Below are 13,486 nucleotides of genomic sequence, written 5' to 3' on the forward strand. Positions count from 1 at the left end.
TCCGCACGCACCCGATCCGATCCGCGCACCGGCCAGGCGGCGCCGGGCGGACGCGCGCCGCGCGCGCCCGGATCCCGCCGCCATCCCCGATCCACCTCGCTCTTGCACACCCCCGCCATCCACCGACCGAACAGGACCACGCCCCGATGACTCACTTCACCCCACTCCGGCACCGCGGCCGTGCGGGCCGCCTGGGACGGCTCGCCCTCACCGGCGCCGCCGCCCTCGCGCTGACGGGCCTCGTGGCCTGCAGCAGCCCCGCGGGCGCCGACACCGCGGGCACCGGCTCCAGCGGCTCGGGATCGGCCGCCACCGGCTCGCCCTTCGACCTCACCTCCGCCAACGTCGACGGCCGCCCTCATATCGACCCCGTGCCCGAGGCGGTCGCCGCGCTCAAGGCGAGCGGCTTCACCCCCGTCGAGGCGGGCAAGCTGACGGTCGCGCAGGGCGCCTTCACCCCGCCCATCAGCTTCCTCGCGGAGGACGACAACCAGACCCTGCTCGGTGCCGACCCCGACATCGGGCAGCTCGTCGCCGAGGGCCTGGGGCTCGAATTCACGCCGCAGAACGTGGCCTGGGCCGACTGGCCGCTCGGCGTGCAGTCGGGCAAGTACGACGCCGTGATCGCGAACGTCACCGTCACCGAGGAGCGCAAGGACCTCTTCGACTTCGCCACCTACCGCGACGATGTCCTCTCCTTCGCGGTGCAGGCGGACAGCGACATCGACTCGATCACCGAGGCGAACGACGTGTCCGGGCTGAAGGTCGTGGTCGGCAGCGGCACCAACCAGGAGAAGATCCTGCTGAGCTGGTTCGACGAGAACGAGAAGAACGGGCTGCCGCCCGGAGAAGCGGTCTACTACGACGACACCGCAGCCGCCGCACTCGCCCTCGCCTCAGGCCGGGTCGACGCGATCTTCCAGCCCAACTCCACGAACGCCTACAACGCGGCCGTGAACGGCGAGACCAAGATCGTCGGCACCCTCAACGGCGGCTACCCCGAGAACGCCCAGATCGGCGTCGCCACGGCGAAGGGCAACGGCCTCGCCGAAGCCGTGTCGATCGTCCTCGACTCCATCATCGAGAACGGCCAGTACCAGGACGTGCTCGACCGCTGGGCGCTGCAGGACGAGGCCGTCACCGAATCCCTCGTCAACCCGCCCGGCCTGCCGCGGCCGTAGGGCGACGGCCCGGGTCCGCCGCCGCCGCGGACCCGGGCTGCGCCACCGCAGCGTCAGCGCTCCCGCAGCGCCGCGCACCCGGCCCTCGCGCCGATCCCGACATCCGACACCACCGAGCAGGAATCCGCACCCATGACCCACCGCTTCGCAGCCCGCCGCACCACCGCCCGCCGCACCGCCCTCACCGCCGCACTCGCACTCGCCTCGGTAACGCTCCTCGCCTGCTCGGCCGTGGTCACCGAGCGCACAGGCGCTTCCGGCCCCGGCGCCGCAGGCTCCGGCCCGGCCGGAGGCGAGTCGCCCTACGACCTCACCACCGGCAGCCTGGACGGACGGCCCCACATCGACCCGATCCCGGAGGCCGTCGCCGCGCTGGAGGCGAGCGGTTTCGAGCCGGTCGAGTCCGGCACGCTCACGGTGGCCCTCGGCGGTGCGGGCACACCGCCCACCTCGTTCTTCGCGGAGGACGACTCGCAGACGATCATCGGCAGCGACCCCGACTTCGCCTCGCTCATCGCCGAGGGCCTGGGCCTCGAGTACGCACCCGAGAACGTCGCCTGGGCCGACTGGCCGCTCGGCATCGAGTCGGGCAAGTACGATCTCGCCCTCACGAACATCGGGGTCACGGAGGAGCGCAAGGATCTCTTCGACTTCGCCACCTACCGCGACGCCGTCATGGGCTTCATCGTGGCCGCCGACAGCGAGGTGGAGCGCATCGAGGAACCCGCCGATGTGTCGGGCCTCAAGGTCGTGGTCGGCAGCGGAACGAACCAGGAGCGCTTCCTGCTCGACTGGTTCGCGCAGAACGAGGCGGCGGGGTTGCCGCCGGGCGAGGCCGTCTACTACGACGACACCGCGGCCGGCCTGCTCGCACTGACCTCGGGCCGCGCCGACGCGAGCATCATCCCCTACTCGCTGGCGAAGTTCCAGGAGACGACGCTGGGCGAGACCCGCGTGGTCGGCTCCTTCAACAGCGCATACCCGGTCACCGGCCAGGTCGGCGCGGCGACGGCGCGCGGCAACGGGCTCGTGGAACCGGTCGCCATCGTCTTCCGCGAGCTCATCGACAGCGGCGTCTACGCGGAGGTGCTGGCCCGCTGGGGGCAGGAGGACGAGGCGGTGAGCGAATCCCTCATCAACCCGCCCGGGCTGCCGCGGCCGTGAGCGGCGCAGCGGGCACGGGACCGGGCGACCCTCCCGTGCGGATCGTCTTCGTCGGGGCGGGACCGGCCGCGGTGATGGTGCTGGAGCGGCTGCTCGCCTCGCACCGCCGCGACCACCCGCAGCTGCGGCTCGACATCCGGCTGGTCGATCCCTACCCGCCGGGCGGCGGGCGCATCTGGCGCCGCGAGCAGTCGCCGCTGCTCAAACTCAACACCACGCTGGCCGATGCCGCGGTCTTCACCGATGCCTCCTGCACGATCGAGGGGCCCATCGAGCCGGGTCCGACCTTCGCCGAGTGGGTGCGGCTGGTGCGCGCGGGCGAGATCCCGCGCCCGGAATGGGGCGACGCGCGACTGGATCGCGAGCTCGCGACGATCCGGGATCGCGACTTTCCCACCCGCCGCCTCAACAACGCCTACCTGAGCTGGGCGTACGAGGAGGTCCTGCGCCGCGCCTCCGTCCGCGTGACGGTGAGCTGGCACGAGGACGTCGTCGTCGCGGTGAGCGGCGCGGACGCGGAGCCGCGCACGGTGCGGCTGCGCTCGGGGGCGGAACTGCCGGCCGATCTGGTGCTGCACGCGCTGGGACACAGCGGATCGGAACCCGCCCCCGAGGCGGAGCGGATCGCGCGATTCGCAGCTCGCCACGGCCTCGGGTACGTGGCACCCGCATTCACCGCGGACGTCGACCTCGACTGGGTGCCTGCCGGTGCGGACGTGATCGTGCGCGGCATGGGGCTCGCCGCCGTGGACCTGGCGGTGCTGCTCGGCGAGGGGCGCGGCGGACGGTTCGAGCGCGACGCCACGGGGGCGCTGCGGTATCTGCCGAGCGGCCGGGAGCCCGTGCTGCACTTCGGATCGCGCCGCGGCGTACCCTACCGCTCGAAGGTCACGAGCGAGACCGCGGGAGACCCGGTGCGGCTCGAATACCTCGGCGCCGAGTTCCGCGAGCGCGTCGCGGCCCGCGCCGAACCGCTCGACTTCGAACGCGACGTCTGGCCGCTCGTGTGTGCCGAACTGCTCACGGGCTACTACCGGGAGCTGTTCACGGGCCACCCCGAGCGGGTCGCCGGCGACTGGGCGGCGTTCGCCCCCCGGCTGCGCGCGGTGCTCGCCGAGCCGGGCGGGCACGCCTCCGAGGCGCTGAGCGCTCTGATCCGGGAGCGGGTGCCCGATCCCTTGGATCGCTTCGAGATCGCCGCCTTCGACCGCCCGCTCGATTTCGCGGACCCCGGCGCGGAGCCGGGCCCGGAGCTCGCCGCGCGCGGGGTGCCCGGAGCGGAGGCCGTGCAGCGGCGGGTGAGGACGCACCTCGCGACCGATCTGCGCCAGCGCACCCGCCAGGAGGGCAGCGCCGCGCAGGCGCTCTTCCTCACCATGCTCTTCGCCTACATCTCGGTCGCCGAGATCCCGGCCGAGCGGTGGAACGCGCGCAGCCGGGTCAGGGAGTTGCCGAAGCGCTGGCACACCTTCTTCAGTTACCTCGCGAGCGGGCCGCCCGGCGAGCGGCTGGAGGAACTGCTCGCACTGGCCGATGCCGGCGTGGTGCGTTTTCTCGGCGGTGACGTCGAGTTGCGGCTCGACGGGGCACGCGGCCGCTTCGTCGCCGCCGGATCGGCGCGCACCCCGGAGGGCGTCGCGCGTGCCCGGGTCGCCGCGCGCACCCTGATCGACGCCTGGCTGCCCGAGGCGCAGGCGGCCGCGAGCGACAACCCGCTGCTGCGGCAGCTCGTCGCAGACGGCCTGGCCGAGGAACTGCGGGTCGCGGACGAGGAGTATTCCGGCAGCACCGGCCGGCTCGTGGTCGGCCCCGACGGTTCGCTGCCGCGGGATCCCCGGCAGTTCGCGCTCGGCCCGTTCACCTCGCTGCCGACCGCCGGAGCCTTCACCCGTCCCGGCATCGACGCACTGCCCTTCCGGACCCACGACCGCTGCGCTCGCGCGATGCTCGCTGCTGCGGCGCGGATCGCCGCCGAGCGGGACGCCGCAATGCGACGTAACACGCCGGACGCGAGCCGCGTGCCGGTGGTAGCTTGACGGATCGGGTGAGGTGGGGACCCGGCGGCGCGGATGATCGCGGATCGGGGGGCCGAGCCGGATCCGGCCGCCTGGCCGAGCCGATCCCGAACACCACATCCCGACAGTCCCGGAGGAACCATGCCCGTCACCCAGTCCGTGACCGCCGACGCGGTGGTGGTCGACCTGGAGGGGACCACCAGCGCCGCGGGCTTCATCCTCGGCGACCTCTACGACTACGCCCGCCCGCGGCTCGAAGCGGTGCTGGGGCGTGACGACGCCACCGTGCGGGAGGCCCGGGCGCAGGCCATCGCGGAGACCGGCCTCGACGCCGGGGCGAGCGACGCCGAGGTGGCCGAGGCGCTGCGCCGGCTCATGGACGCCGACGTGAAATCGACCCCGCTGAAGACCCTGCAGGGCATCATCTGGGCCGAGGGCTTCGCCGCCGGGGAGATCACCTCGCACTTCTTCGACGAGGTCCCGCCCAGGCTGCGCGAGTGGCACGAGCGGGGCGTGCGCCTCGCCGTCTACTCCTCCGGCTCCGTCGCCTCCCAGCGGCCCTGGTTCGCCCACGCACCGCAGGGCGACCTCTCGCCGCTGATCGAGGCCTGGTTCGACACGGTCAACGCGGGGCCGAAGAAGCATCCCGCATCGTACGAGCGGATCGCAGCGGCCCTCGGCACCGATCCCGCCCGCACGCTCTTCCTCACCGACCACCCCGAGGAGGTCTCGGCCGCGCACGCCGCCGGCTGGCGGGTCCTCGCGCTCGACCGGGCCGGGGAGCCGTGGGCGGGAGCCGACTTCGCGGCGGCCGGTGCGCCCGCCGTCGCGAGCTTCGCGGAGATCGAGGTGAGCCGATGACCGCGCTGCTGACCGCGCCCGTCTCGCCGGAGACGATGACCGAGGCCGGCCGCGCGCTCGCCGCCGAGTCTGCCCGCTTCGCCGGCTTCGGCTGGATGCGCGGCACCGGAGGCAATCTGTCGGTCGTGGTGCAGCGCGATCCGCTGCTGCTCGCCGTGACCGCCTCGGGACTCGACAAGTCGGAGCTGAGCGAGCGCGACGTGGTGCTCGTCGACGCCGCAGGACGCCCGGCCGACCCCTCGGATCCGCGCCCGCCCTCCGCGGAGGCCGGACTGCACGCCCACATCGCCGCCCGCACCGGGGCCCGGGCCGTCTTCCACGTGCACGCCATCGACTCGGTCATCGCCGGGCACCGCTGGCCGCAGGGCGTCGACATCCGCGACCTCGAGATGCTCAAGGGCATCGGGCACCCGGCGCACGACGTCACAGTGCGCGTACCCGTGATCCCGAACCACCAGGACATGGCCGTCGAGGCCGCCCGCTTCGACGAGGTGTACCGCGATCCGGTCCCCGGCGTGCCCGAGGTGCCCGCGCTGATCGTCGCCGGGCACGGCATGTACGCCTGGGGCGACAGCGTCATGGCCGCCCGCCGCCACCTGGAGATCACCGAGTGGCTGCTGCGCTACCTCGTCGCCGTCGAGCGCTGACGCTCCCTCCCATCCCGCACCTTCGACACCCCTCAAGGAGACACCCGTGACGCTGCTCACCGTCTGGAACGAAACCGAGCCCGAGATCCCCGTCATCGAGACCACGGATCAGGCCGAGATCCTCGCCGAGCTGACGAAGCTCGGCGCCCGCTTCTCGCGCTGGGAGGTGAAGGAGTTCGGCGACGACGCCACGCTCGAGGAGATCTTCGCGCTCTACACCGAGGAGATCGAGGCGGTGAAGCAGCAGGAGGGCTACACCCTCGTCGACATCATGGGACTCACCCCCGGCCAGGACGGCTACGCGGAGGCGAAGGGCCCGGCGCGCGAGAAGTTCCTCTCGGAGCACCGGCACGACGACGACGAGGACCGCTTCTTCGCGAAGGGCGCCGGGGTCTTCTACCTGCACGTCGACGGGCGGGTGTACGCGCTCTACTGCGAGCCCGGCGACCTCGTGTCGGTGCCCGCCAACACCACGCACTGGTTCGACATGGGCACCGAACCCGAGTTCACCTCCATCCGCTTCTTCCACGAGGAGGACGGCTGGGTGGGGCACTTCACCGGGAACCCGATCGCCGAGCGCTTCGCCACCTTCGACCAGCTGCACGCGCGTCGCCGCGAGCTCGCCGGGGCCTGAGAGCGCACGCTCGGAGCCGCTCGGCGCGGGGGCGAGCACCTCTGCGTGACCCGCGCGGCCGATCCCCGATAGCCTGAAGAGGTGCGGGCGGGGCATCCGTTCGGACTCGAAGACGAGACGCTGTCGAAAGGACTCCCACATGGTCTACCGAGTGCAGGGCGTGGTGGTGCGCGAGAAGAACGCGCCGGCCGAGATCGCAACGATCCTCGTGCCGGAGCCGGGACCGGGCGAGGTGGTGGTCGACGTGCTGACGTGCGGCGTGTGCCACACGGACTACCACTACCAGCAGGGCGGCATCGGCGACGAGTTCCCCTACCTGCTCGGCCACGAGTCCACCGCGCGCGTCGCGGTGGTGGGGGAGGGCGTCACCGAGGTCGCGGTGGGCGACCGGGTGATCCTCAACTGGCGCGCGGTCTGCGGACAGTGCCGCGCCTGCCGCAAGGGGCAGCCGCAGTACTGCTTCGCGACCCACAACGCGACGCAGAAGATGACCCTCGAGGACGGCACGCCGCTGTCGGCCGCGCTCGGCATCGGATCCTTCGCCGAGAAGACGCTCGTGGCGGCCGGGCAGTGCACCAAGATCGATGAGGAGTCGGACGCGGCGGCCGTCGGCCTGCTCGGCTGCGGGATCATGGCCGGGATCGGCGCCGCGATCAACACGGGCGAGGTGCGGCGCGGCGAGTCCGTCGCCGTGATCGGCTGCGGCGGCGTCGGCACCGCCGCGATCGCGGGCGCGCAGCTCGCGGGCGCCACCACGATCGTCGCCGTCGACATCGACGACGCGAAGCTGGAGCAGGCGAAGCGCTTCGGCGCCACCCACACGGTGAATTCGCGCAGCGAGGACGCGGTGGAGGCGATCCGGGCGCTCACCGGCGGCTTCGGAGCCGATGTCGTCATCGATGCCGTGGGCCGTCCCGAGACCTACCGCCAGGCGTTCTACGCCCGGGACCTCGCCGGCCGCGTCGTGCTCGTGGGCGTGCCCACGCCCGAGATGCAGCTCGAACTGCCGCTGCTCGACGTCTTCGGCCGGGGCGGCTCCCTGAAGTCGTCGTGGTACGGCGACTGCCTGCCCAGCCGCGACTTCCAGATGCTCATCGACCAGTACCGGCTCGGCCGCCTCGACCTCGAGGGCTTCGTGACGGAGCGCATCGGGCTCGGGGACGTCGAGGAGGCCTTCGGCAAGATGGCGGGCGGCAACATCCTGCGCTCGGTGGTGGTGCTCTGATGGCCGCCCGCATCGAACGCCTCGTCACGAGCGGCACCTTCTCGCTCGACGGCGGCACCTGGGACGTCGACAACAACGTCTGGATCGTCGGCAACGACGAAGAGGTGATCGTCATCGACCCCGCGCACGATGCCGCGGCGGTCGCCGAAGCCGTCGGCGGGCGGCGGGTCACGGCGATCCTGCTCACCCACGGTCACGACGACCACATCCGGGCCGCGCGCGAGACGGCCGAGCGGCTGCGCGCGCCGCTGCGGCTCCACCCGGCCGACCGGATGCTGTGGGACGCCGTCTACGACACCGCGCCCGACGGAGAGATCTCGGAGGGCGACGTCTTCGAGGTCGCCGGCGTCGCGCTCACCGCCCGGCACACGCCCGGCCACTCGCCCGGGTCGACGAGCTTCGTCGCCCCGGCCCTCGGGGCCGTGTTCACCGGGGACACGCTCTTCCAGGGCGGGCCGGGCGCGACCGGCCGCTCCTACAGCGACTTCCCGACCATCATCGACTCGATCCGGGAGCGGCTCCTCACGCTCCCCGAGGAGACCGTCGTGCACACCGGGCACGGTGACACCACCACCATCGGCGCGGAGAAGCCGCACCTGGAGGAGTGGATCGCCCGCGGGCACTGATGCGGCGGGGCCGGCTGCTTCCGGCCCCGGCCCGCTCGGCTCCCCGTCCGGCTCGGCTCCGAGTCCCGTCCGGAACCGCGTCCCGCTCGGGCCCGCGGCTTCCTGCGCTGTTACCCAGTGTGACACCCCGCTTCACCGCGGGGTTCCGACTGTGATGGACTCGCCCCATGAGCATTCCTGCGCTTCTCGATCACGTCGTCATCGCCGGCCCGGACCTGGCGGAGCTCGTCGACTGGTTCGCCGAACGCACCGGCGTGGTCGCCGCCCCTGGCGGAGCGCACCCCACGGGCACCGCGAATGCGCTCGTCGCGCTCACCGTGAACGATCGGCGCGGGCCGCAGTACCTCGAGCTGATCGGGCCGGACCCCGGCCGCGTGCAGGCGGAGCTGCCCTCGACCTTCGGCATCGACCGCCTCGACGCGCCCCGGGTGCAGGCATACGCCGTCCATCCGGCTGATATCGACGAGACGGTCGCCGGCGCTCGCGCCCGCGGTTTCGATCCCGGCGAGGTGTGGGAGCTCTCGCGGCGCACCCCCTCCGGTGAGCTGCTGGAGTGGCGTCTCACGGGCACGAGCGCCGAGCGCCTCGACGTGCCCTTCCTGATCGACTGGGGCGCGACCCCGCAGCCCGGCCTCGGCTCACTGCCCGCGATCGAGCTCCTGGCCTTCGTACGAGAGGAGGCCGATCCGGGGCGGGTCGCCGCGGCGCTGGCGGCCCTGGACCTGGGCGACGGCGCAGCCGAGACCGTGCCGGCCTCCCGTTCGGGGTACCGCCTCGAACTGCTCCGGGCCGATGGCAAGCGGGTTGTGCTCTAGGACACGCGACCCGTCCTAGCTCTCCAGCTGGGCGGCGACGGCGCCGAGGACCGCCTCGGGCGATCCCTCGGCGTCGTACACGGCCACGAGCACGCGTCGCCGACCCTCCGCCGCGGAAGGCGAGAGCCACCGCTCGTAGAGCGCGACGAGCTGCCGCAGCCGGCGCGTGACGGCGCGCGGCGCGTCGGCTTCGCGCCCGCGCAGCCAGTCGCGGAGCGTCGCGTTGTGCACCGAGACGAGGGAGGCCGCGAGCGCGGGGGCCACCCACTCCGGCGTACCCGGCAGCTGTGCCTCGCGCAGGTACCGATCGAACACGCGCTCGTAGCGGTGCGTGATGACCAGCTCGCGATCCCGCAGCGCGGGCGTGTGCCGCATGAGCTCGAAGCGCTGGCGTGCGGCGGCGGGGTCGCGCACCAGGAGCCGGAGCACGTCGGCGGTGCCCTCGACGAGCGCCTCCGGAGCGGCGAGGCTCGTCGAGCCGAGGAAGCCGTCGAGCTGGGCGAGCGCGTGGTCGTGATCCGCGAAGACGACGTCGTCCTTGCTCCCGAAGCGCCGGAAGAAGGTGCTGCGGCTCAGTCCGAGGGCCTCGGCGAGGTCCTCGGCGGTCGTCGCATCGTAACCGCGCTCCGCGAGGTGGCGGATGGCGGCGGATGAGCTGTCGGGGGCGCTCGGGCGACGGGCGGCAGCGGAAACCATACGGAGACGCTAGCACAGGGCCCAGCACTGACACGAGGTGTCAACCGCCCCAGGGTATGCGCTGTCAGGGTCCGTTGCTGCGCACGCCGAGGCACGAGCCTTGACCTGAGACCCCGTCTCAGGCATGCTCGAAGCGGGGGACGTCGCCGCATGCGGTCCCCGCACCGAGGCGTCGCCGGCGGCGGCGCGGAGAGGAATGCCATGACGAACCGCAGGCCAGCACCCGTCTCCGTGGGCACCGAGGAGCCCGGCTACGAGCTCTGGGAGCCGCTCGACCCCGATGTCGCCGGGGTGTTCCGGGGCGTCCCGGCCGAAGACCTCGCCTACCGCGACCGCGCGCGGGCCTTCGTGCAGGAGGAGGTACGCCCGGTCATCGCGGGCGTCTGGGACCGCGCGGAGTATCCGCTGGAACTCGCCCGCCGCCTCGGCGAACTCGACCTGCTCCGCGACGGCGTGGATGTGCCCGGCTTCCCCCGGCAGAGCCTGCTCGCCGCGAGTCTCACGGCGATGGAGCTCGCCCGCGGCGACGGCTCGGTCGCGACCATCGTTGGCGTGCAGGGCGGGCTCGCACTGCGCTCCGTCGCGCTCTGCGGCTCCGAGGAGCAGCGCGAACGCTGGCTCGCCCCGCTGGCCCGTGGCTCCGAGCTCGGCGCCTTCGCGCTCACCGAGCCGACGCACGGCTCCGACTCCGTGAGCCTTGAGACGCGCGCGCGGGCCGAGGGGGACGGCTTCGTGATCTCCGGCCACAAGAAGTGGATCGGCTCCGGCAGCGTCGGCCAGCTGGCGGTGGTGTGGGCCCGCGGCGACGACGGTCAGGTGCAGGGCTTCCTCGTGCCGCAGGACGCGCCGGGCTACCGCGCCACCACGATCACCGGGAAGGTCTCGCTGCGCGGCATCTGGCAGGCCGAGATCGAGCTCGACGAGGTCCGGGTGCCCGCCTCGGCGCGGATGCCGGGCGCGCGCAGCTTCGCGGACACCTCGCGCGTGCTGCAGGCGACCCGCCTCGGCGTCGGCTGGTCCGCGCTCGGTCACGCGCTCGCCGTCTACGAGACGGCGGTGCACTACGCGAAGCAGCGCGTGCAGTTCGGCCGCCCGCTCGCCGCCTCGCAGATCGTGCAGGCGCGCCTCGCCGAGATGCTGAGCCAGCTGACCGGCCTGCAGACGCTGCTCATGCAGCTCACCCGTGCGGAGGAGGCCGGCGAGCTGACGGGCCCGGGCGCCTCACTCGGCAAGTACACCGCGACGCGCACCGCGCGGGCGATGGCGGCGAACGCGCGCGACCTGCTCGGCGGCAACGGCATCCTGCTCGACAACCGCGTCGCTCGGCACTTCGCGGACATCGAGGCGCTGCACACCTACGAGGGCACCGAGACCGTGCAGGCCCTCATCATCGGCCGCGAGATCACGGGCGTCTCGGCCTTCGCCTGACCCGGCCCGGCGCGGGCGCCGGGCCGGCGGCGGGTGCGGACGCTGCCCTACTCGCCGAGCCGGGCGCCCTCGCCGCGATCCGGCAGCTCGACCGCAGCGGTGAGCGGCCTGCCCTCGCGTGCGAGGCGCCGCTTCGTGAGCTGCCACATGCCCGCGAGGATGACGAACCAGACGGGCGTGCACAGCAGCGGCAGCCGGGTGTCGTCGGCGAGGAGCAGCGTCACGAGGATGAAGGCGAAGAAGGCGAGCACGAGCCACGGCACGATCCGGGGGAACGGCGTCTTGAACGACGAATCTCGGTGCCGCTCCGGGTGCTTGCGCAGATAGGCGATGAAGCTGATCGCGATCATGCTCCACACGAAGACGATGAACGTCGACGCGACCGAGGTGACGAAGGTGAAGGCCTCGATGACGCTGTCGCCGAGCAGCAGGATGGGCACCGCGGAGAAGACGAACACCGCCGAGAAGAAGACGGCGCGGCGCGGCACGCCGCGCGCGTCGACGAGGGCGAAGCGGGCGGGGGCGTGGCCGTCGTGCGCGAGCGCGTGCATCATGCGGGTGCCCGAGTAGAAGCCGGAGTTCGCGCTCGAGGCCGCCGAGGTGAGGACCACCAGATTGATCGCGAAGGCCGCTGCCGAGAACCCGGCGTAGGCGAAGGTCGTGACGAAGGGGCTCTCGTCCGGGTCCAGCTTGTCCCAGGGGGTGATCGACATGATGACGGTGAGCGCGCCGATGTAGAAGATCAGCACACGGAGCACGATCGAGTTGATCGCCCGGGGCAGATTGTGCCGCGGGTCCTTCGTCTCGGCCGCGGCGGTGCCCACGAGCTCCACGCCGATGAAGGAGAAGATGCCGAGCTGGAAGCCGAGCAGGAAGCCGCTCGCGCCGTAGGGGAACATGCCGCCGTGGTCCCACAGGTGCGCGATCGAGGAGCGCGTGCCCGTGTCGGGGTTCTCGAAGCCGGAGAGCAGCAGCACCAGCCCGGTGGCGATGAGGGCGAGGATCGCGACGATCTTGATGATCGAGAACCAGAACTCGAACTCGCCGAAGAAGCGCACGGGCTGGAGGTTGAGGATCGCGAGCACGGCCGCGGTGATCGCCGCGGGCACCCAGTTCGGGATCGAGGCGTTGATATAGGAGACGTAGCTGGTGATAGCGATGATGTCGGCGACGCAGATCACGATCCAGGTGATCCAGTACGTCCAGGACACGAAGTAGCCCGCCCAGGGGCCGATGAGATCCTTCGCGATGTCCCCGAAGGTCTTGTAGTTGAGGTTCGACAGCAGCAGCTCGCCGAGTGAGCGCATGAGCAGGAACATCATGCAGCCGATGACGGCGTAGATGAACAGCACCGAGGGCCCGGTGAGGCTGATGACCTTCCCGGAGCCCAGGAACAGCCCCGTTCCGATCGCGCCCCCGATCGCGATCAGCTGCAGGTGGCGATTGGACAGCCCGCGCTGGAGATCCTCCCGCGCAGGCGACAGTGATGCGTCACTCATGGTGTGTGTATGTTCCTCTCAGGATTCCCCCGCCCGAGTCTAGTGCGCCGCGTCAGCGCCCCGGCTCAGGCCGGTCCGAGCAGCTCGTCGACCAGGCGCGCGAGCAGTGCCTGCGCCTCGGCGGCGGTGAGCTGCCCGGTCAGCCAGCGTCCCGAGAGTCCCTCGACGAGCGCGGTGAGTGCGAGGGCGATCGGCGCGGCGTCGGCGCCGGGTGAGGCCGCCTGCACGAGGGCGCGGACCTCGCCCTGCCAGGCGCTCGTGGAGCGGGCGAGCGCGGTGGCCTGCGCGCGGTCGAAGACGGCGGCCGCGCGCAGTTCGTTCCAGGTGATGGAGCCCGCCCGCAGCTGCGCCTCGTCGCCGAACTCCGAGCAGAGCAGCGCGGTGAGGCGTGCCCGGGCGTCCGCGACGGGCCGATCCTGCACGGCGCGGCGGGCCGCGCTCTCGTTGACGTGGTCGAGCGCGGCCTGGAGCAGCCCGTCGCGGTCGCCGAAGTGGTAGGGCAGCAGCCCGATCGAGACGCCGGCCTCGCGTGCGACCTCGCTCAGGCGGAAGCCGCGCAGTCCCGAGCGGGCGATGACCCGTTCGCAGGCCTCGAGGATCCGCTCCTTCGTTTCCGCGGCCATCGGCCCTCCTTCCGCGGCGGGGTGATCCCGCCGCCCGCTGCGCAGCCGCCGGGAGCGGGACGGGCGGGATCC

General features: G+C 72.5%; 13 protein-coding genes. 10 read left to right on the forward strand and 3 right to left on the reverse strand.

Annotated features, from left to right (window positions below):
* Positions 1–146 precede the first annotated feature (146 nt).
* The 9 genes from B4915_RS13570 to B4915_RS13610 all read left to right on the forward strand — a co-directional run bounded on the left by B4915_RS13570 (position 147) and on the right by B4915_RS13610 (position 9,168).
* Positions 147–1,181: an ABC transporter substrate-binding protein gene (locus tag B4915_RS13570; protein ID WP_105806354.1), complete on the forward strand. Its 1,035-nt coding sequence runs from the start codon at positions 147–149 to the stop codon at positions 1,179–1,181.
* A 132-nt stretch (positions 1,182–1,313) separates the two neighbouring features.
* Positions 1,314–2,345: a transporter substrate-binding domain-containing protein gene (locus B4915_RS13575; protein ID WP_105806355.1), complete on the forward strand. Its 1,032-nt coding sequence runs from the start codon at positions 1,314–1,316 to the stop codon at positions 2,343–2,345.
* On the forward strand, positions 2,342–4,381 hold the full coding sequence (locus B4915_RS13580) for an FAD/NAD(P)-binding protein (protein ID WP_105806356.1): 2,040 nt from the start codon (positions 2,342–2,344) through the stop codon (positions 4,379–4,381). The genes B4915_RS13575 and B4915_RS13580 overlap by 4 nt, the downstream gene beginning before the upstream one ends.
* A gap of 120 nt (positions 4,382–4,501) precedes the next feature.
* Positions 4,502–5,221, forward strand: coding sequence for an acireductone synthase (gene mtnC, locus B4915_RS13585; RefSeq protein WP_105806357.1), 720 nt, complete (start codon positions 4,502–4,504; stop codon positions 5,219–5,221).
* Entirely contained in the window at positions 5,218–5,868 is a 651-nt protein-coding gene (gene mtnB, locus B4915_RS13590; protein WP_245907522.1) for a methylthioribulose 1-phosphate dehydratase, read from the forward strand. The genes mtnC and mtnB overlap by 4 nt, the downstream gene beginning before the upstream one ends.
* A 46-nt stretch (positions 5,869–5,914) precedes the next feature.
* Positions 5,915–6,502, forward strand: a complete 588-nt coding sequence (locus B4915_RS13595; protein WP_105806358.1) for a 1,2-dihydroxy-3-keto-5-methylthiopentene dioxygenase — start codon at positions 5,915–5,917, stop codon at positions 6,500–6,502.
* Between the two features lie 139 nt (positions 6,503–6,641).
* Positions 6,642–7,727, forward strand: a complete 1,086-nt coding sequence (locus tag B4915_RS13600; RefSeq protein WP_105806359.1) for an S-(hydroxymethyl)mycothiol dehydrogenase — start codon at positions 6,642–6,644, stop codon at positions 7,725–7,727.
* Positions 7,727–8,353, forward strand: coding sequence for an MBL fold metallo-hydrolase (locus tag B4915_RS13605; protein ID WP_105806360.1), 627 nt, complete (start codon positions 7,727–7,729; stop codon positions 8,351–8,353). The genes B4915_RS13600 and B4915_RS13605 overlap by 1 nt, the downstream gene beginning before the upstream one ends.
* A gap of 167 nt (positions 8,354–8,520) precedes the next feature.
* Positions 8,521–9,168 (forward strand): VOC family protein, encoded by a 648-nt coding sequence (locus B4915_RS13610; protein ID WP_105806361.1) that lies wholly within the window; start codon positions 8,521–8,523, stop codon positions 9,166–9,168.
* A 15-nt stretch (positions 9,169–9,183) separates the two neighbouring features.
* Here B4915_RS13610 and B4915_RS13615 read toward each other — a convergent pair whose 3' ends face one another.
* Positions 9,184–9,864, reverse strand: a complete 681-nt coding sequence (locus B4915_RS13615) for a TetR/AcrR family transcriptional regulator (protein ID WP_105806362.1) — start codon at positions 9,862–9,864, stop codon at positions 9,184–9,186.
* A 201-nt stretch (positions 9,865–10,065) separates the two neighbouring features.
* Here B4915_RS13615 and B4915_RS13620 point away from each other — a divergent pair, with 201 nt between their 5' ends.
* Complete coding sequence (locus B4915_RS13620) at positions 10,066–11,292, forward strand: acyl-CoA dehydrogenase family protein (protein WP_105806363.1); 1,227 nt, start codon at positions 10,066–10,068, stop codon at positions 11,290–11,292.
* A gap of 47 nt (positions 11,293–11,339) precedes the next feature.
* Here B4915_RS13620 and B4915_RS13625 read toward each other — a convergent pair whose 3' ends face one another.
* On the reverse strand, positions 11,340–12,791 hold the full coding sequence (locus B4915_RS13625; protein WP_105806364.1) for an amino acid permease: 1,452 nt from the start codon (positions 12,789–12,791) through the stop codon (positions 11,340–11,342).
* A 65-nt stretch (positions 12,792–12,856) separates the two neighbouring features.
* On the reverse strand, positions 12,857–13,414 hold the full coding sequence (locus tag B4915_RS13630; RefSeq protein WP_105806365.1) for a TetR/AcrR family transcriptional regulator: 558 nt from the start codon (positions 13,412–13,414) through the stop codon (positions 12,857–12,859).
* Positions 13,415–13,486 lie beyond the last annotated feature (72 nt).

It is taken from the genome of Leucobacter massiliensis (assembly GCF_002982315.1).
Classification (GTDB): Bacteria; Actinomycetota; Actinomycetes; order Actinomycetales; family Microbacteriaceae; genus Leucobacter; species Leucobacter massiliensis.